The organism is Nitrospirillum guanabarense (genome assembly GCF_034653355.1).
Classification (GTDB): domain Bacteria; phylum Pseudomonadota; class Alphaproteobacteria; order Azospirillales; family Azospirillaceae; genus Nitrospirillum.
In genome coordinates this window covers 901,583-927,521 of record NZ_JAYEER010000001.1, presented here as the reverse complement: position 1 = coordinate 927,521, position 25,939 = coordinate 901,583, and the positions used below count along the sequence as shown (strand labels likewise).

The 25,939-nt window shown below is 68.8% G+C and carries 23 protein-coding genes and 1 riboswitch; of the genes, 11 read left to right on the top strand and 12 right to left on the bottom strand.

What is annotated here, in order from left to right; all coding sequences use genetic code 11:
- Nucleotide 1: 1 nt before the first annotated feature.
- Nucleotides 2-526: a bifunctional adenosylcobinamide kinase/adenosylcobinamide-phosphate guanylyltransferase gene (gene cobU, locus UAA55_RS03835; RefSeq protein WP_322951340.1), complete on the bottom strand. Its 525-nt coding sequence runs from the start codon at nucleotides 524-526 to the stop codon at nucleotides 2-4.
- A 155-nt stretch (nucleotides 527-681) separates the two neighbouring features.
- Nucleotides 682-909: riboswitch (cobalamin riboswitch) on the bottom strand.
- A gap of 149 nt (nucleotides 910-1,058) precedes the next feature.
- On the opposite strand from cobU, the gene UAA55_RS03830 reads away from it, so the two are divergent.
- The 4 genes from UAA55_RS03830 (at nucleotide 1,059) to UAA55_RS03815 (ending at nucleotide 6,896) form a co-directional block, all read left to right on the top strand.
- Complete coding sequence (locus UAA55_RS03830) at nucleotides 1,059-1,331, top strand: hypothetical protein (protein WP_322951938.1); 273 nt, start codon at nucleotides 1,059-1,061, stop codon at nucleotides 1,329-1,331.
- Nucleotides 1,226-2,272, top strand: a complete 1,047-nt coding sequence (locus UAA55_RS03825; RefSeq protein ID WP_322951920.1) for a glycosyltransferase 87 family protein — start codon at nucleotides 1,226-1,228, stop codon at nucleotides 2,270-2,272. The genes UAA55_RS03830 and UAA55_RS03825 overlap by 106 nt, the downstream gene beginning before the upstream one ends.
- A 228-nt stretch (nucleotides 2,273-2,500) precedes the next feature.
- On the top strand, nucleotides 2,501-5,716 hold the full coding sequence (locus UAA55_RS03820) for an efflux RND transporter permease subunit (protein ID WP_322951339.1): 3,216 nt from the start codon (nucleotides 2,501-2,503) through the stop codon (nucleotides 5,714-5,716).
- Between the two features lie 19 nt (nucleotides 5,717-5,735).
- Nucleotides 5,736-6,896: an efflux RND transporter periplasmic adaptor subunit gene (locus tag UAA55_RS03815; RefSeq protein WP_322951338.1), complete on the top strand. Its 1,161-nt coding sequence runs from the start codon at nucleotides 5,736-5,738 to the stop codon at nucleotides 6,894-6,896.
- 105 nt (nucleotides 6,897-7,001) lie between these two features.
- Here the strand turns inward: UAA55_RS03815 and UAA55_RS03810 are convergent, their stop codons facing one another.
- Nucleotides 7,002-7,136, bottom strand: coding sequence for a hypothetical protein (locus UAA55_RS03810; protein WP_322951337.1), 135 nt, complete (start codon nucleotides 7,134-7,136; stop codon nucleotides 7,002-7,004).
- Nucleotides 7,137-7,578: 442 nt separating this feature from the next.
- Between UAA55_RS03810 and UAA55_RS03805 the strand changes: the two genes are divergently transcribed.
- Both UAA55_RS03805 and UAA55_RS03800 read left to right on the top strand, forming a co-directional pair.
- Nucleotides 7,579-8,184, top strand: coding sequence for a substrate-binding periplasmic protein (locus UAA55_RS03805; protein ID WP_322951336.1), 606 nt, complete (start codon nucleotides 7,579-7,581; stop codon nucleotides 8,182-8,184).
- Between the two features lie 89 nt (nucleotides 8,185-8,273).
- Nucleotides 8,274-10,505, top strand: coding sequence for a helicase-related protein (locus UAA55_RS03800; RefSeq protein ID WP_322951335.1), 2,232 nt, complete (start codon nucleotides 8,274-8,276; stop codon nucleotides 10,503-10,505).
- 3 nt (nucleotides 10,506-10,508) lie between these two features.
- Here the strand turns inward: UAA55_RS03800 and UAA55_RS03795 are convergent, their stop codons facing one another.
- Nucleotides 10,509-11,273 carry an IclR family transcriptional regulator domain-containing protein gene (locus UAA55_RS03795; protein WP_322951334.1) on the bottom strand — a complete coding sequence of 255 codons (765 nt, stop codon included), beginning with the start codon at nucleotides 11,271-11,273 and terminating at the stop codon, nucleotides 10,509-10,511.
- Between the two features lie 261 nt (nucleotides 11,274-11,534).
- On the opposite strand from UAA55_RS03795, the gene pcaF reads away from it, so the two are divergent.
- The 4 genes from pcaF (at nucleotide 11,535) to UAA55_RS03775 (ending at nucleotide 15,659) form a co-directional block, all read left to right on the top strand.
- Nucleotides 11,535-12,740, top strand: coding sequence for a 3-oxoadipyl-CoA thiolase (gene pcaF, locus UAA55_RS03790; protein ID WP_322951333.1), 1,206 nt, complete (start codon nucleotides 11,535-11,537; stop codon nucleotides 12,738-12,740).
- Nucleotides 12,741-12,885: 145 nt separating this feature from the next.
- The gene (locus tag UAA55_RS03785; protein WP_322951332.1) at nucleotides 12,886-13,569 is read left to right on the top strand and encodes a 3-oxoacid CoA-transferase subunit A; all 684 of its coding nucleotides are present in this window, start codon (nucleotides 12,886-12,888) and stop codon (nucleotides 13,567-13,569) included.
- Between the two features lie 17 nt (nucleotides 13,570-13,586).
- Complete coding sequence (locus tag UAA55_RS03780) at nucleotides 13,587-14,246, top strand: 3-oxoacid CoA-transferase subunit B (protein ID WP_322951331.1); 660 nt, start codon at nucleotides 13,587-13,589, stop codon at nucleotides 14,244-14,246.
- Between the two features lie 201 nt (nucleotides 14,247-14,447).
- Nucleotides 14,448-15,659: a GGDEF domain-containing protein gene (locus tag UAA55_RS03775; RefSeq protein WP_322951330.1), complete on the top strand. Its 1,212-nt coding sequence runs from the start codon at nucleotides 14,448-14,450 to the stop codon at nucleotides 15,657-15,659.
- Nucleotides 15,660-15,807: 148 nt separating this feature from the next.
- On the opposite strand, the gene UAA55_RS03770 is transcribed toward UAA55_RS03775, so the two are convergent.
- The 8 genes from UAA55_RS03770 to UAA55_RS03735 all read right to left on the bottom strand — a co-directional run bounded on the left by UAA55_RS03770 (nucleotide 15,808) and on the right by UAA55_RS03735 (nucleotide 24,348).
- Entirely contained in the window at nucleotides 15,808-16,182 is a 375-nt protein-coding gene (locus UAA55_RS03770; RefSeq protein WP_322951329.1) for a hypothetical protein, read from the bottom strand.
- 51 nt (nucleotides 16,183-16,233) lie between these two features.
- The gene (locus UAA55_RS03765) at nucleotides 16,234-17,652 is read right to left on the bottom strand and encodes a coniferyl aldehyde dehydrogenase (protein WP_322951328.1); all 1,419 of its coding nucleotides are present in this window, start codon (nucleotides 17,650-17,652) and stop codon (nucleotides 16,234-16,236) included.
- 125 nt (nucleotides 17,653-17,777) lie between these two features.
- On the bottom strand, nucleotides 17,778-19,631 hold the full coding sequence (locus UAA55_RS03760; protein WP_322951327.1) for a TonB-dependent receptor: 1,854 nt from the start codon (nucleotides 19,629-19,631) through the stop codon (nucleotides 17,778-17,780).
- Entirely contained in the window at nucleotides 19,625-20,062 is a 438-nt protein-coding gene (locus UAA55_RS03755) for a TonB-dependent receptor plug domain-containing protein (protein ID WP_322951326.1), read from the bottom strand. The genes UAA55_RS03760 and UAA55_RS03755 overlap by 7 nt, the downstream gene beginning before the upstream one ends.
- Before the next feature lie 102 nt (nucleotides 20,063-20,164).
- Nucleotides 20,165-21,466 carry an alanine racemase gene (locus UAA55_RS03750; RefSeq protein WP_322951325.1) on the bottom strand — a complete coding sequence of 434 codons (1,302 nt, stop codon included), beginning with the start codon at nucleotides 21,464-21,466 and terminating at the stop codon, nucleotides 20,165-20,167.
- Nucleotides 21,459-22,859, bottom strand: coding sequence for a D-arabinono-1,4-lactone oxidase (locus tag UAA55_RS03745; RefSeq protein WP_322951324.1), 1,401 nt, complete (start codon nucleotides 22,857-22,859; stop codon nucleotides 21,459-21,461). Before UAA55_RS03745 ends, UAA55_RS03750 begins: the two co-directional genes overlap by 8 nt.
- Before the next feature lie 32 nt (nucleotides 22,860-22,891).
- Nucleotides 22,892-23,299 carry a c-type cytochrome gene (locus UAA55_RS03740; RefSeq protein WP_322951323.1) on the bottom strand — a complete coding sequence of 136 codons (408 nt, stop codon included), beginning with the start codon at nucleotides 23,297-23,299 and terminating at the stop codon, nucleotides 22,892-22,894.
- Nucleotides 23,300-23,430: 131 nt separating this feature from the next.
- Nucleotides 23,431-24,348: a LysR family transcriptional regulator gene (locus tag UAA55_RS03735; RefSeq protein WP_322951322.1), complete on the bottom strand. Its 918-nt coding sequence runs from the start codon at nucleotides 24,346-24,348 to the stop codon at nucleotides 23,431-23,433.
- A 102-nt stretch (nucleotides 24,349-24,450) separates the two neighbouring features.
- On the opposite strand from UAA55_RS03735, the gene UAA55_RS03730 reads away from it, so the two are divergent.
- Nucleotides 24,451-25,290 carry an SDR family oxidoreductase gene (locus UAA55_RS03730; RefSeq protein ID WP_322951321.1) on the top strand — a complete coding sequence of 280 codons (840 nt, stop codon included), beginning with the start codon at nucleotides 24,451-24,453 and terminating at the stop codon, nucleotides 25,288-25,290.
- Between the two features lie 20 nt (nucleotides 25,291-25,310).
- Here UAA55_RS03730 and UAA55_RS03725 read toward each other — a convergent pair whose 3' ends face one another.
- Entirely contained in the window at nucleotides 25,311-25,877 is a 567-nt protein-coding gene (locus UAA55_RS03725; protein WP_088875092.1) for a TetR/AcrR family transcriptional regulator, read from the bottom strand.
- Between the last annotated feature and the right edge of the window lie 62 nt (nucleotides 25,878-25,939).

Below are 25,939 nucleotides of genomic sequence, written 5' to 3'. Positions count from 1 at the left end.
CTTATTTCACTTTCAGGGGCAGGCCCGCCACCGTCAGGAAGACCTGCGACGCCATGGCCGCCAAACGCTGGTGCAGGCGTCCGGCGTGGTCGCGGAAGGCGCGGGCCAATGCGTTCTCCGGCACGATGCCCATGCCCACCTCATTACCAACCAGCACGATGGGGCCGGCGCAGGCGGCCAGCGCCGCCTGCAGCGCGGTCATGGCGGCGGGAACGTCCCGGTCGGCCAGCATGACGTTGGTCAGCCACAGGGTCAGGCAGTCGACCAGCACGGGCCCATGGCCATGGGCGGCCAGCACGCCCCCGAGGTCCAGCGGCACCTCCACCGTCGTCCAGCCCGACGCGCGGTCGGCCTGGTGCTGGCGGATGCGGTCGCGCATCTCGTCGTCCCAGGCCTGGGCGGTGGCGATATAGGTCCAGGGACCCGGCAGGGCGGTCACCAGCCCTTCGGCGAAGCGGCTTTTGCCGGAGCGGGCGCCACCCAGGACCAGGGTGATGCCTGGGACGGCCTTGTGCTCATGCGTCATTCGTCGGTTCCCATCCCATCCGGTGTCAGGCACCGGTGGTACCAAAGGCCAAGACCCGCCGGAAGGATGGGATTGCGCTGTCGACGAGACCGAGGGGCCGCGGGGTCACGAGGCCCGCACCGCCGCTGACCGGTTCCGCCGGGACACCCCGCCCGCGACCAACATCACCGACGGCAGGTCTCCTGGCTCACGGGTCACGGCACCGGCCCGGCCTTCCCAGGCTCCGGAAGGAACCCAGTGGCCATTCCCCCATGACCAGGGGAGGGGCGGCGCTCACCGTTCACAGTTGCGGGGGCAGCCGTGGAGTCGGGTGCCAGGCACCCCCACCACGTTCCCTTTTCATCCACAGGCGGGCCTGCGGAACCGTCGGCGAAGGCAGCCTTACGGCAAACACCCCGTACCCGGCAAGGGCGGTGTCGCGACATTTTATCATAAATGCGCAATGGCTAGGCCTTAGGGCTTGACCTTGAGCGCAAAGGTGTTAGGCATAGACCATAGAGCCTATTACCTATGAGATAGGTTAATCCCCAGCATGGTTCGCCTGTCCTTCCCTTCCCTGGCCCGCCCGCTGGTCTTCGGCCTTGCCCTTTGGACGGCCGCCCTGGTGGCCATCGAGGCCCAGGTGATAAGTGGACGGTTCGTTTCGGAATTCCACATTTATGCCGAGGCCACGTGGGCCTGGTGGCAAGGCGCGGAGATATACGAGGACGGCATCAATGGCTTCCTCTACCTGCCGTCCAGCGCCGTGCTGTTCACCCCCTGGGCCTATCTTCCCCCCTGCTGGGCGATGCCCTGTGGCGCCTGAGCCTGCTGGCCATGTGCTGGTGGGGGGTGGCCCGGCTGTGCCGGCTGCTGGCGCCGGCGGACCCGCGGGGGGCCGACTGGCAACGCGTGTTCGGCGTGGCCCTGCTGGCGGCCCTGCCCATCGGCGTGGTGGATCTGCGTGGCGCGCAAACGGAATTCCTGATGCTGGGCCTGATGCTGGCCGGCCTGGCCGACGTGGCGGAGGGCCGCTGGCGCCGCGCCGCCTTCCTGCTGGTGCTGGCGGGGGCCTTCAAGCCCCAGGCCCTGGCCCTGGTGATGCTGGCCTTCGCCCTGTGGCCGCGCCTGCGCCTGTCTCTGGCGCTGTGGCTGGCGGCGGCCCTGGCCCTGCCCCTGGCGCATTGGGACCCCGGCTACGCCCTGGGCGAATATGGCCAGCTGGTGCGCAAGACCATGAGCAGCGCCAACCCCGGCGGCGGTGTCTGGCATGACTTCGCCAATGGCCTGGCCACCCTGGGCCTGCCGCTGGACCTGATGGCGCAGACCGTCATCCGCGTCCTGGCGGGCATCGCCGTTCTGATCCTGGCCCGTGGCGCCGTCGGCCGCCTGACCGCGCACCGGGCCAGCGCCACCGTGGCGGCGCTGATCGTGACCTATCTGCTGCTGTTCAACCCGCGCACGGTGCTGGGCCATTTCGGCGACATGGCGCTGGTCGCCGGCGCCCTGGCGGGCTGGGAATTCCATGTCCGTCGCAACCGCGCCCTGGGCTGGGTGCTGGTGCTGCTATGCTTCGCGCTGACCACCCACGTCTGGACGCGGGGCATGCACCTGGCGACCGCCACGTGGTTCAAGCCGCTGCTGGCCTGCGGTTTCGGCCTGTATGTGGTGGTCCGTTGGGTGCCGTCGCTGTCCGACCGCCCCGCCGCCGGGCGGCAGGACGCGGCCGAGAACGTCCCCAGGGAGGGCTTGGCGATCCAGGGCTGACCGCAGCTACAACCCTCCATCATCGGACGCAGTGACGCAGGCCACAGTTTTGCGAATTGGCGGCGATTGGTCGCGGCATGCCTAAATTCGAACCGTTGCGTATCGAAGTAGGTTCCCCTCATCCCGTAAGCGCGTTAATTATTCCGGGCTGTGCCGGGCGGGGGGCGACCCCGGCCCCTGGGCGTAGCGTTGCATTCTTCCGCATCGCATTGCCGGAGCCCCGCCCCCATGTGGATCGTCGCCTACGCCCTGAGGCGCCCTTATAGTTTCGCCGTGCTGGCCGGCCTGATCACGCTGCTGGGCGTGTTGAGCCTGTTCCGGATGCCCACGGACATCTTTCCCGAGGTGGAGATCCCCACGGTCACGGTGGTGTGGAGCTACTCGGGCCTGGATGCCCAGGAAATGACGGGCAAGATCACCGCCTTCGGTGAACTGGCCATCATCAACACCGCCGACAACGTGGCCGAGGTGGAGTCCGAGACGTCCAACGGCGTGGGCATCATCCGCACCACGTTCCAGCCGGGCGTGAACATCGACCTGGCCATCTCGCAGATTTCCGCCATCTGCCAGACCATCCTGAAGCGCATGCCGACCGGCACGCAGCCGCCGCTGATCGTGCAGTACAGCCGGTCCTCCGTGCCCATCCTGCAGCTGGCGCTGTCGTCCGACACCATGTCGGAGGCGCAGCTGTACGACTATGGCCGCATCACCATCCGGTCGCAGATCAGCGACATCCCAGGCATGCGCCTGCCCCTGCCCTATGGCGGCAACGCGCGCCAGATCATGGTCGACATCAACCCGGACAAGCTGCGCAGCTATGGCCTGACGCCCAACGACGTCAACAAGGCCATCACCGCCCAGAACCTGAACCTGCCCTCCGGCACCGCCAAGATCGGCGACACCGAATACCAGGTGGGCCTGAACAGCTCGCCCATCGCCGTCGACACCTTCAACGACATCCCCCTGCGCGATGTGAACGGCCGCACCGTGTTCATGCGCGACGTGGCCAATGTCCGCGACGGCGCCGCCGTGCAGACGAATGTCGTGCACGCGGACGGCCAGCCCGCCGTGCTGCTGACCATCATGAAGCTGGGGGGCGCCAGCACCCTGGCGGTGGTGGACGAGGTCATGCGCCGCCTGCCGGAAATCCGCAAGGCGGCCCCGGCCGGCATGCGCATTGAACCGCTGTTCGACCAGACCACCTTCATCAAGCACGCCATGGAGGGCATCCAGCACGAAGGCCTGATCGTGGGCGCGCTGGTGGCCATCCTGATCCTGCTGTTCCTGGGCGGGTGGCGCAGCACGGCCATCGTGCTGACCTCCATCCCACTGTCCATCCTGACGGCCGTGGCCGTGCTGTCCATGGCGGGCCACACCCTGAACGTCATGACCCTGGGCGGCTTGGCGCTGGCCATCGGCATCCTGGTGGACGACGGCACCGTGGCCATCGAGAACATCCACCGCCACATCGGCATGGGCAAGCCGCTGCGCCAGGCCATCCTGGAAGGCTCGGACGAGGTGGCCTTCCCGGCCCTGGTTTCGACGCTGTGCATCTGCATCGTGTTCGTGCCCATCTTCTTCCTGCACGGTATCGCCAAGTACCTGTTCTCGCCCCTGGCGCTGGCCGTCATCTCCTCCATGCTGATGAGCTACGTGCTGTCGCGGACCCTGGTCCCGGCCATGGCCGCCTGGCTGCTGCCGGCGGAACTGCGCGGCCACGGCCATGGCGAGGAGGGCAACCATGGCCACGTTGCGCCCCCGACCGGCCTGGCCGGCGCCTGGGCGCGCTTCCATGCCGGATTCGAGCGCGGCTTCGAGGGCCTGCGCCAGCGGTACCTGAGGGTGCTGGGCGGCGGCCTGTCACGGCCGTGGATGGTAACCGGTTTCGCTGTGGTGCTGCTGGTCTGCGCCGCCGCCACCATCCCCTTCGTCGGCACCAACTTCTTCCCCGAGGTCGACGCCGGCCAGTTCCGCCTGCACGTCCGCACCCCCGCCGGCACCCGGCTGGAGGAAGCGTCGCGTCAGTTCGGCGCCATCGAGCGGTCCATCCGCAAGATCATCCCGCCAGAGGAACTGGGCCTGATCATCGACAACATCGGCCTGCCCGACCCGGTGAACCTGGGCCTGACCGACAGCGTCACGGTCAGCTCCGCCGACGGTGAGATCCTGGGCGCCCTGACCGAGAAGCGGTCGCGGCCCACCCACGAGTATGTCGAGCAGATCCGCGCCATGGTGGCCAAGGATTACCCGGGCGTGGAGATCTTCCAGAAGCCCGGCGACATCACCAGCCAGATCCTGAACGGCGCCGTGCCCACCCCCATCGACATCCGCATCATCGGCACGGCCCGCGCGCCCAACGCCTTGATCGCGGAGGATCTGCGCCAGCGCTTCAAGAACATCCCCGGCCTGGTGGACGTGACGTTGCGCCAGGTGACCGCCACCCCGGCCTACCGCATCGAGGTCGATCGGGCCCGCGCGGCCGAGCTGGGCCTGACCCAGAACGACGTGGCGCAGGAGGTGCTGGTGTCGCTGGCGTCCTCGGGCGTGGTCAATCCCAGCTACTGGATGGACGTCAACTCGCTGGTCATCTACCCGGTCGTGGTGCAGTCGCCGCAGCGCCTGATGGCCTCCGCCGAGGATCTGCTGAACACGCCCATCCATTCCACGCGGGTGACGACGCCGGTACTGCTGCGCAACGTGGCCAAGCTGGTGCCGACCAAGGTGGCCGCGGACATCAGCCGCACCTCCTTCGCGCCCCGCTATGACGTCATCGCCAACGTCTCGGGCCGCGACCTGGGATCGGTCAGCCGCGATATCAAGGCCGCCATCGAGGCCGTGCGCCCGCAGCTGAAGCCCGGCAACCGCATCGAGATGGGCGGCCAGATCAAGACCATGGAACAGGCCTACGGCGACATCGCCGCCGGCATGGCCCTGGCCGTGGTCTTCGTCTACATGCTGATGGTGGTGAACTTCCAGTCATGGCTGGACCCGCTGATCGTGCTGGGGGCCACCCCGGCTGCCATCCTGGGCGGCGCCGTCATGCTGCTGCTCACCGGCACCACCTTCAGCGAGCCGGCCCTGATGGGTATGATCATGGTCATCGGTGTCGCCACCGCCAACAGCGTGCTGATGGTGTCCTTCGCCAACCAGCGGCGCGAACAGGGCCTGACACCCCTGGACGCCATGGCGGAGGCCGGCGGCGCCCGCCTACGCCCCGTCATGATGACGGCGCTGGCCATGGTGCTGGGCATGATCCCCATGGCCCTGGCGCTGAGCGAGGGTGGCGAGCAGAACGCCCCCCTGGCCCGCGCGGTGATGGGCGGCCTGCTGTTCTCCACCCCCATGACCCTGCTGGCGGTTCCAGCATTGTACGTCCTGCTGCATCGCCGGCGCCATGCCGTGCTTGCCACCACCACCGTTCCCGCCGGCTCGGCCGCCGAGTGATTTTAGGAGTCTGATGATTATGAGCGCCGCCCCTAAGACCACCGTCCGCCGCCGGTCCTGGATGCTGGGCACCGCCGCCGTGGCCCTGGCCGCCATCGGCCTGGTGTCTGCCCCCCACCTGGCCAGCGGCACCAAGGCACCGCCGGAAGCCCGGCCGCAGGCACCCCTGCAGGTGAAGACCACCAACCCCAAGCCCGTGAAGTCGTCCGACGGGCTGCTGCTGCCGGCCCAGACCCAGGCCCTGACGGAATACACCGTCTACGCCCGCGTCTCCGGCTACATCGGCAAGCGCCTGGTGGACATCGGCGACGTGGTGAAGGCTGGCCAGACCCTGGCCGTCATCGAGGCGCCCGACCAGGACCAGCAGCTGATGCAGGCCCGCGCCTCGCAGCACCAGGCGGAAGCCAACCTGGCCCTGGCCAAGTCCAACTACAGCCGGTCCAAGTCCCTGCTGGGCGACGGCTGGGTGACGCGCGAGACCTATGACACCCGCAAGTCCGCCCTGAACGCCGCCCAGGCCGACCTGGAGGCCGCGATCGCCAACGTGAAACGGCTGGAGCAGCTGACCGCCTACAAGACGGTGACGACGGCCATTGACGGCATCATCACCCAGCGCCTGGTGGAACAGGGCGACCTGGTGGTGGCCGACGCCAGCAGCGGCAAGGCCCTGTACCAGGTGTCGCGCCAGGACCATCTGCGCCTGGTCATCGACGTGCCCCAGGGCCAGGTGCCGGCCGTGGCGGTGGGTGCCGCGGTGGACGCCAGCTTCGTGGAGTTCCCGGGCCGCACCTTCCCGGCCAAGGTGGTGCGCATCTCACACGCGGTCGACAGCACCAGCGGCACGATGCGGGTCGAGGCCGACCTGCCCAATCCTGACCTGACCATCCCGGCCGGCATGCGCGGCAACGCCCACTTCCCCGAGGCCGGTGCCCAGGTGCTGGCCCTGCCGGTGAACACCATCGTCACCCGCCCGGAAGGCAAGCGCGTCGCCGTCATCGATGGCGAGGGCAAGGTGCGCTTCCACCCCGTGACCCTGGGACGCGAATTCAACACCACGGTCGAGGTGGTGGGCGGCGTCAGCGACAAGGACCGCGTGGTGCTGAACCCCAACACCATGCTGAACGACGGCGACGCCGTGACGGTGGCGGAGGACGCGCCCAAGGACGGCGCCGTCAAGTAAAACCGGCCATTCCATCACCGGTCATAGAAACGGCCGCCCCAAAGGGCGGCCGTTTTGCTGTGGCGCCGGACGAGCCGGCGCCTGGTACGAACGTAAGGCCGGCCCTCACCAGGGTTCGCAGCCCTGGCACTCGATCGGGCTGACCATGGCGACCTTGCGCTCAGCCGTCATGTGGCTGGTGGCATAGACGCCGACACCGACCAGGACCAGGCACGCCATAACGATCTTCTTGAAAGACATGGATTTTCCCCCATCGATGCGCCGAGCGGGACAATCCCGCCGGTACGCAGGGATGATGGAAAGCAAAACCTGGGCCAGTTTTTATGCTCTCTACCATCAGGACAGTTTAAAGATCCTGAAACGGCAAGCCGTTGTTAATCCGTTAAGATTTGAGTTATTAGGGAAGTGGCGACGCAGTCGCCGGCAATATTATTATTGTCGGCGGGCAATAACGTCTCTTGGCGGGTAGGCAGAAATGACCCATCCTATCGCTCTTTTCCGTCGATTGGGGGCCTGACCCGTGGGCGCCACCGCCAGTTTAATTGGCAGCTTGTTCTTAAGCGTTATCGCGAGCGGCACCGGCGTGTCCAGCTCCATGGATCAGCCCAGTGGCAAGCCTGTTATTCAATTTTTATATCCTGACGTGGGTCCCTTCCTGCAGGGCGCTTCGGATGGCGCGGCCGTGCGCGGCCCCATCGCCGCCCGGGTGGAGGCGTTGGCCACCAAAGCCGGCTATGAAATCAGCTGGCTGGGGCCCATCCCCCGCAACCGCATCCTGGCGGATTTGCAGGATGGCCGGGCGGCGTGCACCCCCAACGTCATCAAGACACCGGATCGCGAGACGCGATTCAAGTTCACCGACCCCATCTTCCCGCAGATCGACTGGGTGGTGATCACCAAGAAGAACGCGGACTGGATCAAGGCCTATCCCTCAATCCAGGCCTTGCTGCGCGATAAGACCCGTATCTATGGCAGCATGCTGGGCGCGTCCAAGGGGCCGATCATAGACGCCATGACGGCGGAAGAGGCCAGCCACGTCCGTCCCATCCGGGGTACGCCGTCGGACTTGGTGAAGATGATCGCGTCGGGACATGTGGACTACACCATCGTCTCTGGTTCGGAGGACGCCAAGGCGGCAGCCGTCTCGGCGGGGATCGACCCGTCGGAGATCGCTGCCGTTCACTTCCCCGAGCTGTCCGCCGTGGGCGCCGGGCGCATCATGTGCGCGCAGACGGTGGGTGACGACCTGATCGCCGCCTTTGACCGGGCGCTGGCTGGCGCACGCTGAACCGGGGCGGGCCCAAGACGGGTGGACGGCGGCGGCCCGGCGGCCCATAAAGGCGGAACGTCCTGTTCTTTCCGGTCTTTCTCGCTGCGATGACGCCCGACACCACCCCGCACGTCCCCGATTCCGAATCCCACAGCTGGGATCCCGACCTGCTGCTGGCCGTCGCCACGACGGAGGAAGGCTGCGCCACCTTGGCCCAGCTGGGCTTGGTGCGCCCCCGGCAGGCGGCTGCCATGGGGCTGGTGCCCTTGCCGCTGGTCTTCCCCGACAAGGAACAGGTGTGGGTGGAGGAGGCGCGGCAGGAAGAGTTGTTGGGCGTCATCCAGCGCCGCGCGTCGGAAGCCGTGGTCCGCCCCGCCCTGCTGGCCGCCGCCCGCCCGCCCTTGCGGGAGGCCGGATTTGAGATCACCCCCGCCATCGTGCCGGACCGCGTGCGCGTCAGCCAGCGGCTGGAACTGCGGCTGCCTGGTTTCCCCCATCCCTACCGCCTGAATGTCGACCGCACCTTCTCCGTCGGCGAACTGTCCGACCTGGACGGCGCGGCGCTGGTCGACCTGGTCAGCATCGACGACAAGCTGAACGGGCGTCGGCGCGACGCTGAAAGCAGCCTGGCCCGCCGCCTGGCCGAGATCGAGGCGGAGGTGTCAAGCGACGCCGAGGCCCTGGCCGAAATCCGTGACCGGCTGTGGCGCGCCACCCACCACCTGACGGACGCCCCCTCCGTCCTGCGCCGGTGGGAGCGGGAGGTGGCAGCCTGGGCCCAGGACCGCATCCACGCCCGGGGCCGCAGCTTCGTCGACAGCCATTTCGACCTGAAGCGCTATGAGGACCTGTTCCCCCTGGCGCGCAGCATGCCCCGGCGCCTGGTGCTGGTGGTGGGGCCGACCAATTCCGGCAAGACCCACCGCGCCATGCAGGCCCTGAAGGACGCCCGCAGCGGCGCCTATCTGGCGCCCTTGCGCCTGTTGGCGCTGGAGATCATGGACCGTCTGAACAAGGAGGGCGTGGCCGCCAACCTGGTGACGGGCGAGGAGGAGATCCGCGTTCCCGGCGCCCGCATCACCGCCTCCACGGTGGAGATGCTGGACCCCGAAAGCCGCCTGGACGTGGCCGTCATCGACGAGGTCCAGATGCTGGCGGACGCCGAGCGCGGCTGGGCCTGGTCGGCCGCCCTGGTGGGCGTGCCGGCGGAGACGGTGTACCTGCTGGGCTCCCCCGACATCCGCCCGGTGGTGGAGCGCATGGCCCAGTACCTGGGCGAACCGTTGGAGGTGGTGGAGCTGGAGCGCAAGACGCCGCTGAAGCTGATCGACCGCCGGTTGGAGTGGAGCGACGTTCAGGCGGGCGACGCGCTGATCGCCTTTTCCCGGCGCGAAGTTCATTCCGTACGCGAAACAATCCGCGCACGAGGCTTGAGCGCCGCCGTGATTTATGGCGCCCTGGCGCCCGAGGTGCGCCGGCGCGAGGCGGAGCGCTTCACCACCGGCGAAGCCGACGTGGTAGTGGCGACCGACGCCATCGGCATGGGCCTGAACCTGCCGGTGCGCCGGGTGCTGTTCACCAGCCTGGAGAAGTTCGACGGGCATGAGGTGCGGCCCCTGTCGGGGTCGGAGGTGCGGCAGATCGCCGGCCGCGCCGGTCGCTACGGCAAGTTCGAGGTCGGGGAATACGGCGTGGTCGGGCGCGGCAGCCCCAACGCCCTGCGCCACATGTACAAGGCGGCGGACGAGAAGGTTCACGCCGCCATGTCGCTGACCCTGCGGCCCACCCGCGCCATGATGGAACGCCTGGCGACCTACGTCGGCACCGACCGGCTGGTGCCCCTGGTCGACTGCTTCGCCGCCGCCGACACCAAGGGGTCGCCCTACGCCCTGGCCGACCTGGCGCCGGTGCGCAAGATGGCCGTGGCCTTGGACGCCCGCCGCCTGGACTTCGACCGCCGCCTGACCCTGCTGTTCATGCCGGCCGACCTGGACCGCGAGACCGACGCCGATCTGGTCTACGGCATTTGCCGCGCGCTGGAGCGGGAGCAGCCCCTGCCGCTGGACAGCGTGGCGGGCAAGCGCATCGACAGCCTGGACGACTTGGGATTGGAGGCGCAGTCGCGCATCTGCGACCTCTATTACTGGGCGACCCGCAAGTTCTCCAGCTACTTCCCCGACCGCGAGGCCGTCACCGAGCGTCGCGCCGCCGTGGCCGAACGCCTGGCCCAGGTCCTGGCCATGCGCAGCCGGGCGCGAGCGGCCGGCGAAGGCCCGAACAAACCCAAGGCCGGCTTCCGGGGCGCGCCCCGCAAGCGCTATGGGCCTAAGCGGAAGTGACGATCAGGCGAAACTGAGGGCGTGGGAGATTGCCGCCGCCGTGGCCTGTAGCGCCGGCAGGAACTCTTCCCGCAACTGCGCCTCGCTGACCCGCGAAGCATGGGTGCTGACGTTCATGGCAGCGATCACGGCCCCGCCCCGGCCGCGGATGGGAACGGCGATGGAGCGCAAGCCCTCCTCCAGTTCTTGGTTCACCAGGGCCCAGCCTTGGCGGCCGGCCTGGTGCACGGCGGACTTGACCGCGTCCGCCTTGATGTCCGGCGTGGCGGCCAGGATGGCGTCCAGATCGGCATCCGGCAGGGCCGACAGCAGCACCCGGCCCATGGAGGTGCGGGCGGCGGGCAGGCGGGTGCCGATGCTGATCTCGATGGACATGATGCGCTTCATGGGCACGCGCGCGACGTAGACGATGTCCATGCCGTCCAGCACGGAGATGGAGCAGGATTCCTGCACCCGGCCCACCAGTTCCTGCATGAAGGGCTGGGCCACCCCCGTCAGGGTCAGGGACGACAGGTAGGCCAGGCCCAGGTTCAGCACCTTGGGCCGCAGGCTGAACAGCTTGCCATCAAAGGCGACGTAGCCCAGCGCGCACAGGGTGTGCAGCAGGCGCCGCGCGGTGGCGCGGGTCACGTCCGCGCGCTTGGCCACCTGCGACAGGGTCATGGGTGTGTGGGTCGCGCCAAAGGCCTCGATCACCGACAGGCCACGCGCCAGGGCGCGTACGAACTCACCCCCCTCGTCACCCGTCTCGACGTCCATCTCGGTCATCCGCCGCATTCCCCACCACGCAGGCGCGCCACCCCCACGGGCCGTTGACAGGCCGGTGCGCCAGGTTCATTGTGATGTTCATTATACGGACATTTGTGCGCTATACGAACAAAAAGATGCGGTTGCTGGAAAAAAGCCGCCGCCGACTTCCCCGGGGAGGGGACAGCCGACAGTGCCCAGGGGCGGGGCCGCCGACAGGACGGCCGCCGCCGGGCACCAGCCAGGCCCCCTTCCTTCGCGATGACGAAGGAGTGCGTGTTCATGACTGAAGTCTTCATCTGCGACGCGATCCGGACCCCCATCGGGCGCTACGGCGGTGCCTTGTCATCGGTGCGCGCCGACGATCTGGCGGCCGTGCCCCTGCGGGCGCTGATGGCGCGGAACGCCCAGGTGGATTGGGACGCGGTGGGTGACGTCGTCTTCGGCTGCGCCAACCAGGCGGGGGAGGACAACCGCAACGTGGCCCGCATGGCGCTGCTGCTGGCGGGCCTGCCCGTGGGCCTGGGCGGCACCACCGTCAACCGGCTGTGCGGGTCGGGCATGGACGCGGTGGCCATCGCCGCCCGCGTCGTGGCTTTGGGTGAGGCGGACCTGATGATCGCCGGGGGGGTGGAGAGCATGTCGCGCGCGCCCTTCGTCATGGGCAAGGCGGAGGACGCCTTTTCCCGCAAGGCCGAGATCTTCGACACCACCATCGGCTGGCGCTTCGTCAACAAGGCGATGAAGGCGGCCTACGGCGTCGACAGCATGCCGGAGACGGGCGAGAACGTGGCCGAGGATTTCGGCGTTTCCCGCGCCGACCAGGACGCCTTCGCCATCGCCAGCCAGAAAAAAGCCGGCACCGCCCGGGCCCGGGGCCGTTTTGAACGCGAGATCGTTCCCGTCACCATCCCCCAGCGCAAGGGCGACCCCAAGGTTGTGTCGGTGGACGAGCACCCCCGCCCCGACACCACGCTGGAAGCGCTGGCCAAGCTGAAGGGTGTCGTGAAGGCCGAGGGCACGGTGACGGCCGGCAACGCGTCCGGCGTCAACGACGGGGCCGCCGCCTTGCTGCTGGCCTCCAGCGGGGGGGTGCGCAAGTACGGCCTGACGCCGCTGGCCCGCTTCGTCGGAGCCGCCACCGCCGGCGTGCCACCGCGCATCATGGGCATCGGCCCGGCGCCGGCCACGCGCAAGCTGCTGGCCCGCCTGGGCCTGACGGTCGCCGACCTGGACGTGATCGAGCTGAACGAGGCCTTCGCCAGCCAGGGCATCGCCGTGCTGCGCCAGTTGGGCATCGCCGATGACGACGCGCGGGTGAACCCCAACGGCGGCGCCATCGCGCTGGGCCACCCCCTGGGCATGTCCGGCGCCCGCCTGGTCGCCACCGCCGCCCATGAGCTGGCGGGATCGGACGCCAGGCGCGCCCTGTGCACCATGTGCATCGGCGTGGGCCAGGGCATCGCCAGCGTCATCGAACGGGTCTGACCACCCCCGGGCCCTTAAGCACACCGGAGCGTAGCGACGAGGCCCCGACTGGGGCCGCCGCAGGCTTCCGGGGAGCATAGCGGACTGGAAACCGAGGACAAACCAAGGGGCGGATGCCCCGCCGGCGTTTGAGGAATAAAAACCGATGTTATCTAAAATCCGTACTTCCGCCCTGGAAGCGCTGAGCGACGTGCCCGATGGCGCCACCATCATGGTGGGCGGCTTCGGCAACGCCGGCATGCCCATGGAACTGGTGGACGCCCTGATCGAGCAGGGGTCCCGGGACCTGACCGTGGTCAGCAACAACGCCGGCAACGGCACCACCGGCCTGGCGGCATTGCTGGCGGCGGGGCGGGTGCGCAAGGTCATCTGCTCCTTCCCCCGCCAGACCGACAGCTTCGTCTTCGATGAACTGTACCGCGCAGGCAAGGTGGAACTGGAGTTGGTGCCCCAGGGCAATCTGGTGGAGCGCATCCGCGCCGCGGGTGCCGGCATCGGCGGCTTCTTCACCCCCACGGGCTACGGCACGCCGCTGGCGGAGGGCAAGGAGGCCCGCGTCATCGACGGGCGCGGCTACGTCCTGGAATATCCCATCCACGCCGACGTCGCCCTGATCAAGGGCCGGCTGGCCGACCGCTGGGGCAACATGGTGTTCCGCAAGACCGCCCGCAACTTCGGCCCCATCATGGCCTCCGCCGCCAGGATCTCGGTCGCCCAGGTGGAGGAGATCGTGGAACTGGGCGCCCTGGACCCGGAAGCCATCGCCCTGCCCGGGATTTTCGTCAGCCGCGTGGTGGCCGTGGGCAAGGCCGCCCGCGCCGCCGCTTGATCGCCAGGAATTCCATCATGACCCATACGCCCCCCAAGTACGTCGCGTGGACCCGCGACCAGATGGCCGCCCGCATCGCCAACGACATCGAGGACGGCGCCGTCGTCAACATCGGCATCGGCATGCCGGAACTGGTGGCCAACCACCTGTCGCCCAACAAGGAAATCCTGCTGCACAGCGAGAACGGCATCCTGGGCATGGGGCCTTCGCCCGCCGCCGATGCCGTGGATCCGGACCTGATCAACGCCGGCAAGCAGCCGGTGACCCTGCTGGACGGCGGCGCCTTCTTCGACCACAGCCTGTCTTTCGCCATGATGAGGGGCGGGCACCTGGACATCGCCATCCTGGGCGCCTTCCAGGTGGCGGAGAACGGCGACATCGCCAACTGGTCCACCGGCAAACCCGGCGCCATCCCGGCGGTGGGCGGCGCCATGGATCTGGCCGTGGGTGCCCGCCAGGTATTCGTGATGATGGAACACCTGACCAAGGACGGGCAGTCCAAGCTGGTGCACCGCTGCAGCTATCCCCTGACCGGCCTGGGCTGCGTCACCCGCGTCTACACCGATCTGGCGGTTCTGGACCTGACCGAAGGCGGTTTCGCCGTGCGCGAGCTGTGCCAGGGCTTGAGCCTGGAAACGCTGCAGGAATTGTCCGGCGTGACATTGACGGCCGCCTGAACGCCCGGAGTGGTATCGGTGGAACAGGGTCCCGCATGAACCACAAATAAACCACCTGCCCTCTAAGCCATTGACCTAACCGGAAGATTCGGCCAGGCCGAACCTTCGTACCATTGTAGGTGGAAAGAACCTCCCGTATCTTAGGCGCGGTTAGGCCCCGGCACCGGCCGGGGCCGTCCCCCTGGGTGGGAGGGCGCGTCGGTGGATCTGGACATCCCCAGCCTGCTGGTCGTCAACACGCTGCTGCAGACCGTGGCGGCCCTGTGCCTGTTGATGGCAGCGTTGTCCCTGCCCCGCCAGGCGGGCCTGTCCTATTGGGCGGGGTCCGGCTTCGCGCAGGCCGCGGGCCTGGCCCTGGCCAACCAGTTGGACTGGCTGCCGCCCGGACTGGCCTTGGTGTCCAGCCATTTCCTGATTTTCACCGGCTATGGCCTGGCCTATGTCGGCGTGGCCCGCTTCCTGGGCCGACCGGCGCACGACACCTGGGCGGTGCTGGCCCTGGGCGCGCTGCTGGCGGCCATATTCCTGTGGTTCACGGTGGGGGCGCCGGAAAGCCGGGGCCGAATCCTGGTCAGCAGCCTGTTCTTCGCCACGCTGTCGGCCGCCATCGCCTGGCACCTGTTGCGGCACGCGGAGCGGGATCTGTGCCCCGCCGCCACCGTCACCGCCGCCCTCTACGCGGCCTGGGCGCTGCTGGCCCTGGCGCGCGCCGGCTGGGCCCTGGTGATCGACTGGGAGGGGACCATGCAGGAGCCCCACGCCATGAAGGTGGCGACCCGTCTGGTCATCATCTGCGTCACCACCACCGTCACCAACGGTTATCTGTGGATGATCAGCCGGCGCCTGGATTCCGAACTGATGCAGCAGGCCCGGCAGGACCCGCTGACCGGCGTGGCCAACCGCCGGGTGCTATGGTCAGCGGGCGAGATGGAGGTGTCGCGCGCGCTACGCCACCACCGGACGCTGTCGCTGCTGATGATCGACATCGACCATTTCAAGGCGGTGAACGACCGCTGGGGCCACGGCACGGGTGACGCCCTGCTGGTGGCCGTGGCCGATTGCCTGACGCGGGAGCTGCGGCGCAGCGACATCCTGGCCCGCGTGGGCGGAGAGGAATTCATGGCCCTGCTGCCCGAAACCGGGCTGGAGGATGCCTGGGCGGCGGCGGAGCGGGTGCGCCAGCTGGTGGCGACCATCGCCCTCGATCGACCGCAGGGAACAGTGCGCTGCACCGTCAGCATCGGCGTCGCCACGCTGGGGGCCGACGGCCATGTGTGGGAGGAACTGGTGACGGCGGCCGACCAGGCGCTGTACCGCGCCAAGGACACGGGCCGCAACCGCACCGAAACGCTGAGCGTGGGGCCCGGTCTGGAGGACGGCCTGTCCCTGGCGCAGCCAGGCTGGGGAGCTTGAACCCCGGAGGTCCAGGCCGTTGTTCCACATGGCCCGGCGCCACCGGTTCAGGCGTGATCGGGGCGGTTCGCCACCCCGGATCCGTGCGCCCGATTGCACGATTATATTACATCCCCGCAATCGATGATTCCCCGTGGGAAATATTCACCTACGGCTTGCGCGGGCCCAATACCTCCCGCCACAACGGCAAGCGCCGTTCCAGGTCGGCGAACGTCGCCAGCGCCTCAGGACACTCATCGCGGCTGGGCGCCTGGTTCTGCATGGTGACGGCGGTGTTGACCAGGAAGTCGAACATCTCCCCCACCTTGCGGCGCTCGTCCGGGTTGGGCGCCGTCAGGTCCAGCAGCTCCCGCACCTGGTCGGAGGCATGGTCGGTGCGCGCCACCGCCGCGCCGCAGGCCTTGGCCTGGCCGATGATGGGCCCGGCGGAGCGCGCGTAGTCCCACACGTCCGCGCGGGCCCCGGCGGCCGGCGGCAGCGGGAGCAGCAGGGCTAAAACGAACCGCGCGCGGATTTGGAGCACCCTTCTCAGCATGCCCCGAAGATAGGGTGCGGACGCCACCGACGCCAGCGCCTACCCCCCGATCAACAGCCTGGTCAGCCAGCGGTGCAGGGGCTTCAGGGGCGGGCGGGCCAGGCGGTCCAGGCGGGGGCCCTTGCGGTCGAACACGGCCTTCAGGTGGCTGAAGGTGTCGAAGCCGTCGCGACCGTGATAGCGGCCCATGCCGCTGGGGCCGACGCCGCCGAAGGGCAGATCCTCCACCGCCACGTGGATCAGGGTGTCGTTGACCACCACGCCGCCGGCGGCCGTGGTCCTCAACACCCGGTCGATCAGGGCGCGGTCGCGGCCGAACAGATAGAAAGCCAGCGGCCGGGGCCGGTCGCGCACATAGTCCAGCGCCCGGTCGACATCGTCGTAGGGCACGATGGGCAGGACGGGCCCGAAGATCTCCTCCCGCTGCAGGGTGATGTCCTCGGGCGGGTCCAGCACCACGGCGGGGCCGATGGTCAGTCCTGGCACCGGCGGTCCCAATTCCCGCACTGTCGCCCCCCGCGCCTTGGCCTCCGCCACCAGATCCGCCATGCGGCGGCGGCCGGCGTCACCGAAGACGGCGGACATGGCGCTGGCCCCTTCCCCCGCGGGGAAGTAGCTCGGCACAGCCTGGCCCAGGGCCGCCACGAAATCCTCGACCCGGGCGCGCGGCACCAGGGCGTAGTCGGGCGCCACGCAGGTCTGGCCGGCGTTGGTGAACTTGCCATAGGCGATGTCCGTGGCCGCCGAGGTCAGGTCGGCATCGGGCAGGACCAGGGCCGGCGACTTGCCGCCCAATTCCAGGGTGACGGGCGTCAGGTTCTCCGCCGCCGCCTTCATCACCAGGCGCCCCACGCGGGTGGACCCGGTGAACAGGATGTGGTCGAAGGGCAGGCGGCCGAAATGGGCCCCCACCTCCGCCCCGCCGGAAACGACGGTGGCGGTGTCGGTCCCCGCCGCCTCCGCCACGATGTCGGCGATCAGGGCCGTGGTGCGGGGCGTCAGTTCCGACGGCTTCAGCAGCACCCGGTTGCCGGCGGCCAGCGCCCCGGTCAGGGGGCCGAGCGCCAGGAACAGCGGATAGTTCCAGGGCGCGATGACGCCCACCACGCCGAGGGGCTGCGGCTGCACCCAGGCGCGACCGGGGCCCAGGGTCAAGGGTACCGAGCGGCGGCAGGGCCGCATCCAGCCCGCCAAATGCCGGCGGGCGTGGCGCAGCCCTTCCAACGACACGAAGATCTCGGCGAACAGCGTCTCATGCGCCAGGCGGCCGCCGAAGTCGGCATCCACCGCCTGGACCAGCGCATCCTGGCGACGGATCAGCGCCCACTCCAGCGCGGCCAGCTGGTCCCGCCGCCGCTCCGCCGGTGGATAGGGATCCTGCCGCGCCGCCACGCGCAGCCGGTCGAAGGCCCGGGTCACCGCCGCCAGGTCGTCACCCCCCTGCTCCACCGCCATCATTCCACTCCTCCACCTTTCGCTTTTCTCAGGCCGACGACCGCCGGCCCCCGCAGTTTTCCGGCGAGCGTAGCGGACTGGAAAACGGGGAAGGCAAGCGGCCGGATGGCCGCGCCCGCCGTGGGCACTTAAAAATGCCAACTCAAGTACCCGCCGAAGCGGCGGGGGGAACCCATGCTGATGGAATCCAAGCCAAAGCTGTCCAGGTTGTTGATATCCATGATGTAGGTCTGGTCGAACAGGTTGCGCACCCACAGACCCAGGCTGATGGTGCCGTTGGGCGCGGTCCAGCCCAGCCGCGCATCCGTCAGCCAATAGCCGGACTGGCTGAGCCGGGTCAGGTTGTGGCTGTCGAAATAAACCAGCGAACGGTAGGAGACGTTGACGCTGGCGTTCAGCGTGCCGGCCTCCTTGCCGTTGGATCCGTCCAGCGGCTGGTCATAGCTGACCAGGCCACTGAGGGTCCAGCGCGGCGCGGAGGGCAGGCGATTGCCGGACAGGCTTTCCCCTTCCGAGACATAGTTCTGGTATTCGCTGTTGAGGTATTCGCCGCCCAGGCTGATCTCCAGCCCCTTCAGCGGCACCAGGGTGACATCGGCGTCCACGCCATAGAGGCGGGCATTGGCGGCGTTGTTGAAGGTCTGGGTCGGGATGCCGTCGCGGGTGACGATCTGGAAGACCTGCAGGTTGCTGTAGTCGTAATAGAAGCCGGCGGCGTTCAGGCGCAGGCGCTTGTTCCACAGCTCGGTCTTGGCGCCCACCTCGTAAGCGTCCAGCGTCTCGTCGGCATAAGGCGCCAGGTCGGCGGGGTCGCGGGTGTAGCCGCCGAAGAAGCCGCCGCTCTTATAGCCGCGATTGTAGCTGGCGTAGACCATGACGTCGTCGGTGGGCTTCACCTGGACGGAAGCGCGGCCCGACACGCTGTCGAAGGATTTGGAGGCGGCGTAGCTGAACACGTCCACCACTTGCTCCACCGTGCTGCGGTAGCGGAAGTCCTTGTCGTCCTGGGAATAGCGCAGGCCGCCCGTCAGGGTGATCCTATCGGTCAGCTGGTAGTCCACCTGCCCGAAGACGGCGTAGCTGTCGCTGATCTGCGTGTAGGGATAGCCCACCGTCGCCACGTTGTTTTCCAGCGAGAAGCCGGTGGGGTTGTCGTCGGTGACGAACATCGGGCGCAGGTCGCGCAGGATGTCGTACTGGCTGGAAGTGTTCAGATAGTCGTGCAGGAAATAGGCGCCGGCCACGCCGCGCCACTTGTCGCCCAGCGGCGCCTCAACCCGCAATTCCTGGGATACGTCGTGCTGCGTGGCCTTGTAGGTGCTGGTCAGCAGGTTGTTGGGGCTGGCGTCGGTATCCTCCAGATCGCTGCGCTCGGCGCTGTCGAAACCGGTGATGGAATAGAGGGTGGCCTTGCCCAGGTCCCACCGCACGTTGACGGAGGCGCCCCAGGTGTCGACCTTGTCCTGGCCCTTGACGTTGTAGGCGCCGGCGTAGGGGTTGTTGTCGGTGTCGGCATAGCCCAGCGCGTCGGTGCACAGGCCGGAGGCGTAAAAGCCGGGCGCGCACAGGCCACCGGGACCGGCGGCGGCGGCATCCTGCGGAATCAGCGGCCGGGACTGGAAATACCGGCTGTCGCCCCGGTTCTGGCCGCCATGGAACTGAACCGTGACGCTGAGGTCGTCACTGGGCGTGAACAGCAGGCTGGCGCGCCCGCCCCAGCGGTTCACGGCGTTGACATAGTCGTTGTAGTAGCGGTTGTAGGTGTCGCCGTCGTCGCGTTCATAGACGCCGGCCAGGCGCACCGCCAGCTTGCCGGGGACGATGGCGCCACCCACGCCGGCCTCCGCCTTCACCGAATTGAAGCGGCCGTATTCCAGGCTGCCGTCGCTGGTGGTGTCGAAGGTCGGCTGACGCGACGTGATGTTGATGGCGCCACCGGTGGTGTTGCGGCCATAGAGGGTCCCCTGGGGTCCCTTCAGCACCTCCACCCGCTCAAGGTCGAAAAACTGGCCCAACTGGGCCAGGGGGAGGCGACGAAGACCCCGTCCATATAGATGCCGACGGCCCCGGCGGCGTTGGCGTTGAAGTCGTTCAGGCCCACGCCGCGGATGAAGACCTTGGGGTTGGCGCTGGCGTCCGACGTCTTGATCTGCAAGCCCGGCGTCAGCGCGGGCAGATCCTGCACGTCGCGCACGCCGGTCTTTTCCAGCGTTTCGGCCGTCAGCGCGGTGATGGCGACCGGCACGTCCTGCAGGTTTTCCGCCCGCTTCTGCGCCGTGACCACGATTTCCTGCAACACGCCGTCGGTGTCGGCCGGTGCCACCGACTGGGCGCGCGCCGGCGCCTGCAAAGCCACCAGCGCCACACCCGCCAGCAGCATGAATCCAACACCCGCCTTGCCTATCCGCATCATGGTTGGCTCCCTGTTTTTGGTTCCGTCGTTGCGCAACCGCCCTAGCACTCTTTCTTTTTGGCCCCGGTGCCCGCCGGGTCCTCAACTTCCTTATGCAGCCGTTTAGGCCGACATCTCGAACACCGGCCACCGCCCGGTTATGGCGGCGCCGTCATAAGCCAGCAGCGGTCCGAACTGCAGCAGCACCGCCTCGCTCTGCGAAGGGCGCAGGAACACCCAGTCGTCCGGCTTCAGCGGCACGCGGCGGGAGCCCGACCAGCGTTCCTGGTTGCTGGACCGGCCATAGAGGCCGCTGAGCTGCAGGCCCGGCGGCGACACCGGGTTGGCCAGCCAGTGGCCGCCCTGTACGAAGAAGGCGCGGGCCGTGTTGGGGTCGAAGAAAGCGGCGATGCCGCTCAGGCTTTCCAGCCCGGGGACCAGCCCCGGCTCCGCCACCTTCAGCACCGGCGTGGCGATGAAACAGGCGGGCTGGTGATGCGCCAGGGTATCGATGTCGAAGTCCGTGGGCTTCACGAAGGCGGAGCCCACCGCCACCTCCGTCGCCACCGGGTCGTCGGTGTGCAGGGCATAGGTGGGGCTGCCGGCCGTGTTGAAGGTGTGGGGCGCCTGCCCGTCCTTCAGCGGCGCCTTCTCTTTCAACACTCCGGCCATGCGGGCGTAGACGTCCTTGGCCCGGGCCAGCGCCTTGCCACGCATGTCGAACACGCCGGGCATCTTGGCCACATGGGGGTCATAGCCCATGAGGCCGCAGGCGGTGACGGTGGGATCCAGGCCCGCCAGCATGGCGGCCAAGGCCTGCGGATCGGTCAGGCCACCGCGGTGCAGGCCGACGTCGATCTCGAAATTCACGTTCAGCGCCACGCCCCGCGCCTTGGCCATCGCGGTGTACTGGGCCAGGCGTTCCGGCGTGTCGATCAGCCACTGCGGCCCCGGCGCCCGCGCACCCAGCGTGTCGTAGTAGGCGGCGGCGGCGGCCACCGGCAGGGGCTTGCCCATCAGCACGTCGGCGTCGGGCGCGCGGCCGGCCATCTCCACCAGCATGGGCTGGTTGAAGACCATGTAGCGCCGGGTCTTAAGGCCGGCGGCCACCCGGTCCAGCAGGTCGTGGCAGGGCAGCGACTTGACGACCATGCGCAGGCCCTTGGCCTGACTGCCCGCTTTGCCGAGGGTGTCGCCCACCGCCTTGATGTTGGCGTCCAAGCGCGTGGTGTCGACCACCAGCACCGGCTGGGCCACCCCCGCCTTGGTCAAGGCCGCCGACAGGGCGGTGAAATAGGCGTCATGGCCGCCGCCGTGATCGCCCTCGGGCCAGGCCAGGGCGGCGGCGCCCACCACGGCGGCACCGGCGATGCCGCCCGCCAGCACGCCCCGGCGGCTGGGCCGCCGTCCATAGTCGTCACGCATCGGTGAACACCCCCCGCAGATAGTCGTTGAGGAAGCGCCCATCCGGATCGACCTGGCGGCGCACGTCCATGGCGTCGCGGAAGCGGGGATAGAGGGCGATGAAGTCGGCGGTCTTCAGCGTGTTCAGCTTGCCCCAGTGCGGCCGGCCGCCATGGCGCCGCAGGATGGGTTCCACCACGTCGAACAGGAACTGGTAGTCGTCCTTGTAATAGGCGTGCACGGCGATAGAGCCGGAGGGCCGGTCGTGGAAGGGCGACAGCCAGGCGTCGTCGGGCGCGATCACCCGGGCCTCGATGGGGAAGAACACGTCGGAGCGCCGGGTCTCGATGGCCTCGATCACGTCCTTCAGCGCCTGCACCTGCGCCTCGCGCGGCAGGTGGAATTCCATCTCGTTGAAGCGGATGGGGCGTTCGTTGGACAGCAGTTGCCAGCTTTCGGACACCACGCGCTCCGGCTCCAGGCCGGACAGCACATGCCTGGCCACACGGCGGCGGATGGCGGGGGACCAGCCCAGCCAGTCCCGCAGCGCCTTCAGGCTCATGACCGCGTCATTGTCCTGGGTGGGCGGCCGGGGGGTGGCGGGGGCATCCGTCTCATCATGGGTGATGACGGCGGTCATGTCGGTGAAGGGCAGGTAGTAGAACTCCACATTGCGGTGCTTGCCCTGCAAGGTGGGCCATTCCGCCAGGGTCTGTTCCAGGGGCTGCAGCCACACCCGCCGTTCCACCCGGCGCACCGGGCTGTTCTTCAGCGTCACGCGGGTCAGGACGCCGAAGGCGCCCAGCCCCACCCGGGCGGCGGCGAACAGGTCGGCGTTCTGGTCTGGACCGCACTCACGCACCTGGCCATCGGCCGTCACCAGGCGGAAGGCCTGGACGTTGCCGTGCAGGGCCATCAGGTTGACGCCCGTGCCGTGGGTGGCGGTGGACAGCGCGCCGGCCAGCGACTGCTTGTTGATGTCCGGCAGGTTGGGCATCTCTTGGCCCACGGCGGAGAGCGCGGGGCCCAGGTCGGCCAGCCGGGTGCCGGCGCGGACATGGGCCGTCAGCGCATCGGCGTCATGGCCGTCCAACCCGGCGATACGGTCCAGCGTCACCAGCGTGCCGGGCGTCGGCACGAGGGGCATGAAGGAATGGCCGGCGCCCACGGCGCGGATGGGGCCCGGGGCCTTGCGCACCAGGTCGGCCAGTTCACCCTCGTCCGCCGGGGCGGCCCGGCCGGCGGGATAAGAATGCTGGATGCCCGACCAGTTGCGCCACAGCAGGTGGCCGCCGGCGTCGGCGCTGGGCGGGGCCGGCGGTTCCGGCTGCGCGCCCACGCGGGATGCGGCCACACCGCCGGCGGCCAACGCCGTGCCGCCCATCAACAGAAACAGGGTGCGCCGTGTCAGCATGGTTCGGTCCGTTCCCCCTAAAGCCCCGTTGGTCAGTTGGTTTTGCCCTGGCCCGCCCCTTGGCCGGCCAGGAAGCGGATCAGCGCCTGGTAATCCTCGGCGGTGCAGGAAAAGCACTGGCCGCCCGCCGGCATGCCGTTGAAGCCCTCCAGCGTGTGTTTCAGCAGGGTGTCCGGCCCCTTGGCCCAGCGCGGCTTCCACGCCGTGGCGTAACCCACCAGCGGGGCGCCGGAGTCCGGATTGGCGTGGCAGGCCTTGCAGCTGGCCTCGTACAGGCCGGCCAGGCGATCCTCCGCCGGCCGCCGCGCCGCGAGCGTCTCCACCGACGGCGGCGCTTCCGGCGCCGGGTCGCAGGCCGGCAGGCCCGCCGCCAGCGCGGCCAGCAGGATCAGCATGGGCACGCGTGCCCGTTTCGGAAAATGCCCGATGCCCAAGCCCATGAAACTCCCCGTCGCCGTCCCGTCTGCGTGGTCACGGCGTTAGTCATCGCTAACTATGGTTAGTGATAACTAAAGATGGTGGGGCTGGCAAGGGGGAACTGACAGCGCGGGGTCTTCAGCCAGCCGGCCCCTTATCCCTGATCCGTCGCCCGCCAGGCCCTGGCATGGTCGATGAAGGCCTTGAGGCCGGCGGAGGGCAGGCGCTGGCGGGGGTAGTACAGCGCCAGGCCCGGCGAGGGCGGCGTCCAGTCGGCCAGCGCGCGGGCCAAGCGGCCACCGGCGAGGTCGGCCGCGACGTCGCGCAGGCTGACATAGGCGATGCCGGCGCCGGCGCGGGCGGCGTGCAGGCATAGGGCATGGCTGCCCAGGGTCAGGCGCCCCGGCACGTCGATGCGGATCTCCTCACCCCCCGCTGGGCCGCCCCGGGGCGTGAATTCCCAGCGGTAGATGGTGCCGCTGGGCAAGCGGGCGCGGATGCAGTCGTGACGCAGCAGGTCGGCCGGTACCCGGGGGGTGCCATAAGCCTGGAAATAGGCGGGTGTGGCCACCACGGCCCACCCCTCCTCCGGCCCCACGGGGATGGCCACCATGTCCTCGGGCACGGCATCGGTGGTGCGGAAACCGGCATCGAAGCCGGAGGCGACGATGTCGATCATGCGCCCTTCGGTCGCCAGATCGACCCGCATGTCCGGGTAGCGGGCCATGAAGTCCAGCACCAGGGGCAGCATGCGCGCCGCAGCCTCCTCCGAGGTATTGAGACGCAGCAGGCCGGCGGGGGTGTCGCGGAAGCGGTTGACCGTCTCCACCGCGTCGGCGATCTCACGCAAGGCCGGCATCACCCGGGCCAGGAACTGCTCCCCCGCCTCGGTCAGGGCCACGCTGCGGGTGGTGCGGTTGAACAGGCGCACGCCCAGCTGGCGTTCCATGGCCGCCACCCGGTGGCTGAGTGAGGAGGGGGAGGCGCCGATGGCCGCCGCCGCCGCGCGGAAGCTGCGATGCTCCGCCACCGCCGCCAGGGCGGCCAGTTCATTCAGGGCCAGGCTCGCCACTGTACGGCATCCTTCATCAAGTCATGCAAGATTGCGCCGATTATCGCATCAGTGATGGCGCATTACATCAGCGGTCTCGACCCTTCAAGGAGACCCTGGACCATGGGCACCCCCGCAAAGACCATCCTGATCACCGGCTGTTCCTCCGGCTTCGGGGAAACCACCGCCCGGCTGTTCGCCGCACGCGGCTGGAACGTCATCGCCACCATGCGCGACCCCGCCCGGGACCCCGGCCTGGGCGCGCTGGATAATGTGCTGGTCACCCGTCTGGACGTGCAGGACCGGGACAGCATCGCCGCCGCCATCGACGCCGGCCTAACCCGCTTCGGCCGCATCGACACGCTGGTGAACAACGCCGGCTTCGGCCTGTTCGGCGTGTTCGAGGCCACGCCCGTGGCCAAGGTGGCGGAGCAATTCGAGGTCAACGTCTTCGGCGTCATGGACGTGACCCGCGCCATCCTGCCCCATTTCCGCGAGAATGGCGCCGGCACCATCATCAACATCAGCTCCGGTGCCGGCGCCTTCGGCCTGCCCCTGATGTCGCTGTACTGCGCCAGCAAGTTCGCGCTGGAGGGCTTCTCCGAGGCGCTGTCGTTCGAACTGGCCAGCGTCGGCGTGACGGTGAAGCTGGTGGAGCCGGGCGGCGTCACCAGCACCAACTTCGGCCCCCGTAGCGGGACGGAGGCGGGCGCGCAGGCGGACCTGGCCGATTACCGTCCCTTCGTCACCAAGCTGGACGCCTTTTTCGAAGGCTGGCGCAATTCCCTGGCCGGCACCACGCCGGACGGCGTGGCGGAGGTGATCCATACCGCCGCCACCGACGGCACGGACCAGCTGCGCTATGTCGCGACGGATGACATCAAGCCGCTGATCGCCGCCCGCCGCGAAACGTCGGAGGAGGCCTACATGGCCCTGATGCGCGACCGGTTCATGCCACGCTGATCCGGTACGGGCGGCCTGCGTCACACCCCGTGGCGCAGGCCGCCCAGCCACATCTGGGTCAGGGCGCGGCAGACGCTTTCGGGCGACATGCTGGGGTCGTCCAGCGCCATCTCCACGGCGGCGTAGCCCGCATCCACGGCGATGCGGGTGCGCAGGCGCAATTCGGCCGGGTCCATGTCGGGCAACAGCGGGCCCATGGCGCGGCAGATGCGGTCGGTGACCATCTCGTGCGAGGCCAGGCGGACGGCGGTCAGCGAGGGCACGGCGCGCAGCGCCCGCATGATCCACACCGCCCCCGGCATCTCGGCCGTGGCCTGGATGGTGGACAGCAGGAATTGGTAGTGGGCCCCCATCAGCTCTTCAAAACCCGCGGGCGCGCTGCGCTCCAGCCACTCATAGAGGATGTCGTTCTGGGCCTCCATCAGGGTGCTGCCCAGGGCCGCCAGCAGGTCGTACTTGTCCTTAAAATGGCGATAGAAGACGGGCGGTGTCACCCCGGCGCGGCTGGCCACCTGGTTGGTGGAGATGCGCTCGATCCCCACCTCGCCCAACAGTTCGGCCCCCGCCTGCATCAACCGCATGCGCATGGCCGCCGCCCGGCCGGTCGGGGCGGGGCCCTGGGGCGGGCCGGAGGCGAGAGTGGCGTCTG

Bases quoted from the DNA above. Each gene is read 5' to 3' on its own strand.
- cobU (WP_322951340.1), bottom strand. From the start codon at position 526: ATGACGCATGAGCACAAGGCCGTCCCAGGCATCACCCTGGTCCTGGGT.
- UAA55_RS03830 (WP_322951938.1), top strand. From the start codon at position 1,059: ATGGTTCGCCTGTCCTTCCCTTCCCTGGCCCGCCCGCTGGTCTTCGGC.
- UAA55_RS03820 (WP_322951339.1), top strand. From the start codon at position 2,501: ATGTGGATCGTCGCCTACGCCCTGAGGCGCCCTTATAGTTTCGCCGTG.
- UAA55_RS03815 (WP_322951338.1), top strand. From the start codon at position 5,736: ATGAGCGCCGCCCCTAAGACCACCGTCCGCCGCCGGTCCTGGATGCTG.
- UAA55_RS03810 (WP_322951337.1), bottom strand. From the start codon at position 7,136: ATGTCTTTCAAGAAGATCGTTATGGCGTGCCTGGTCCTGGTCGGTGTC.
- UAA55_RS03800 (WP_322951335.1), top strand. From the start codon at position 8,274: ATGACGCCCGACACCACCCCGCACGTCCCCGATTCCGAATCCCACAGC.
- UAA55_RS03795 (WP_322951334.1), bottom strand. From the start codon at position 11,273: ATGACCGAGATGGACGTCGAGACGGGTGACGAGGGGGGTGAGTTCGTA.
- pcaF (WP_322951333.1), top strand. From the start codon at position 11,535: ATGACTGAAGTCTTCATCTGCGACGCGATCCGGACCCCCATCGGGCGC.
- UAA55_RS03785 (WP_322951332.1), top strand. From the start codon at position 12,886: ATGTTATCTAAAATCCGTACTTCCGCCCTGGAAGCGCTGAGCGACGTG.
- UAA55_RS03780 (WP_322951331.1), top strand. From the start codon at position 13,587: ATGACCCATACGCCCCCCAAGTACGTCGCGTGGACCCGCGACCAGATG.
- UAA55_RS03765 (WP_322951328.1), bottom strand. From the start codon at position 17,652: ATGATGGCGGTGGAGCAGGGGGGTGACGACCTGGCGGCGGTGACCCGG.
- UAA55_RS03755 (WP_322951326.1), bottom strand. From the start codon at position 20,062: ATGATGCGGATAGGCAAGGCGGGTGTTGGATTCATGCTGCTGGCGGGT.
- UAA55_RS03750 (WP_322951325.1), bottom strand. From the start codon at position 21,466: ATGCGTGACGACTATGGACGGCGGCCCAGCCGCCGGGGCGTGCTGGCG.
- UAA55_RS03745 (WP_322951324.1), bottom strand. From the start codon at position 22,859: ATGCTGACACGGCGCACCCTGTTTCTGTTGATGGGCGGCACGGCGTTG.
- UAA55_RS03740 (WP_322951323.1), bottom strand. From the start codon at position 23,299: ATGGGCTTGGGCATCGGGCATTTTCCGAAACGGGCACGCGTGCCCATG.
- UAA55_RS03730 (WP_322951321.1), top strand. From the start codon at position 24,451: ATGGGCACCCCCGCAAAGACCATCCTGATCACCGGCTGTTCCTCCGGC.
- UAA55_RS03725 (WP_088875092.1), bottom strand. From the start codon at position 25,877: ATGCGCATGCGGTTGATGCAGGCGGGGGCCGAACTGTTGGGCGAGGTG.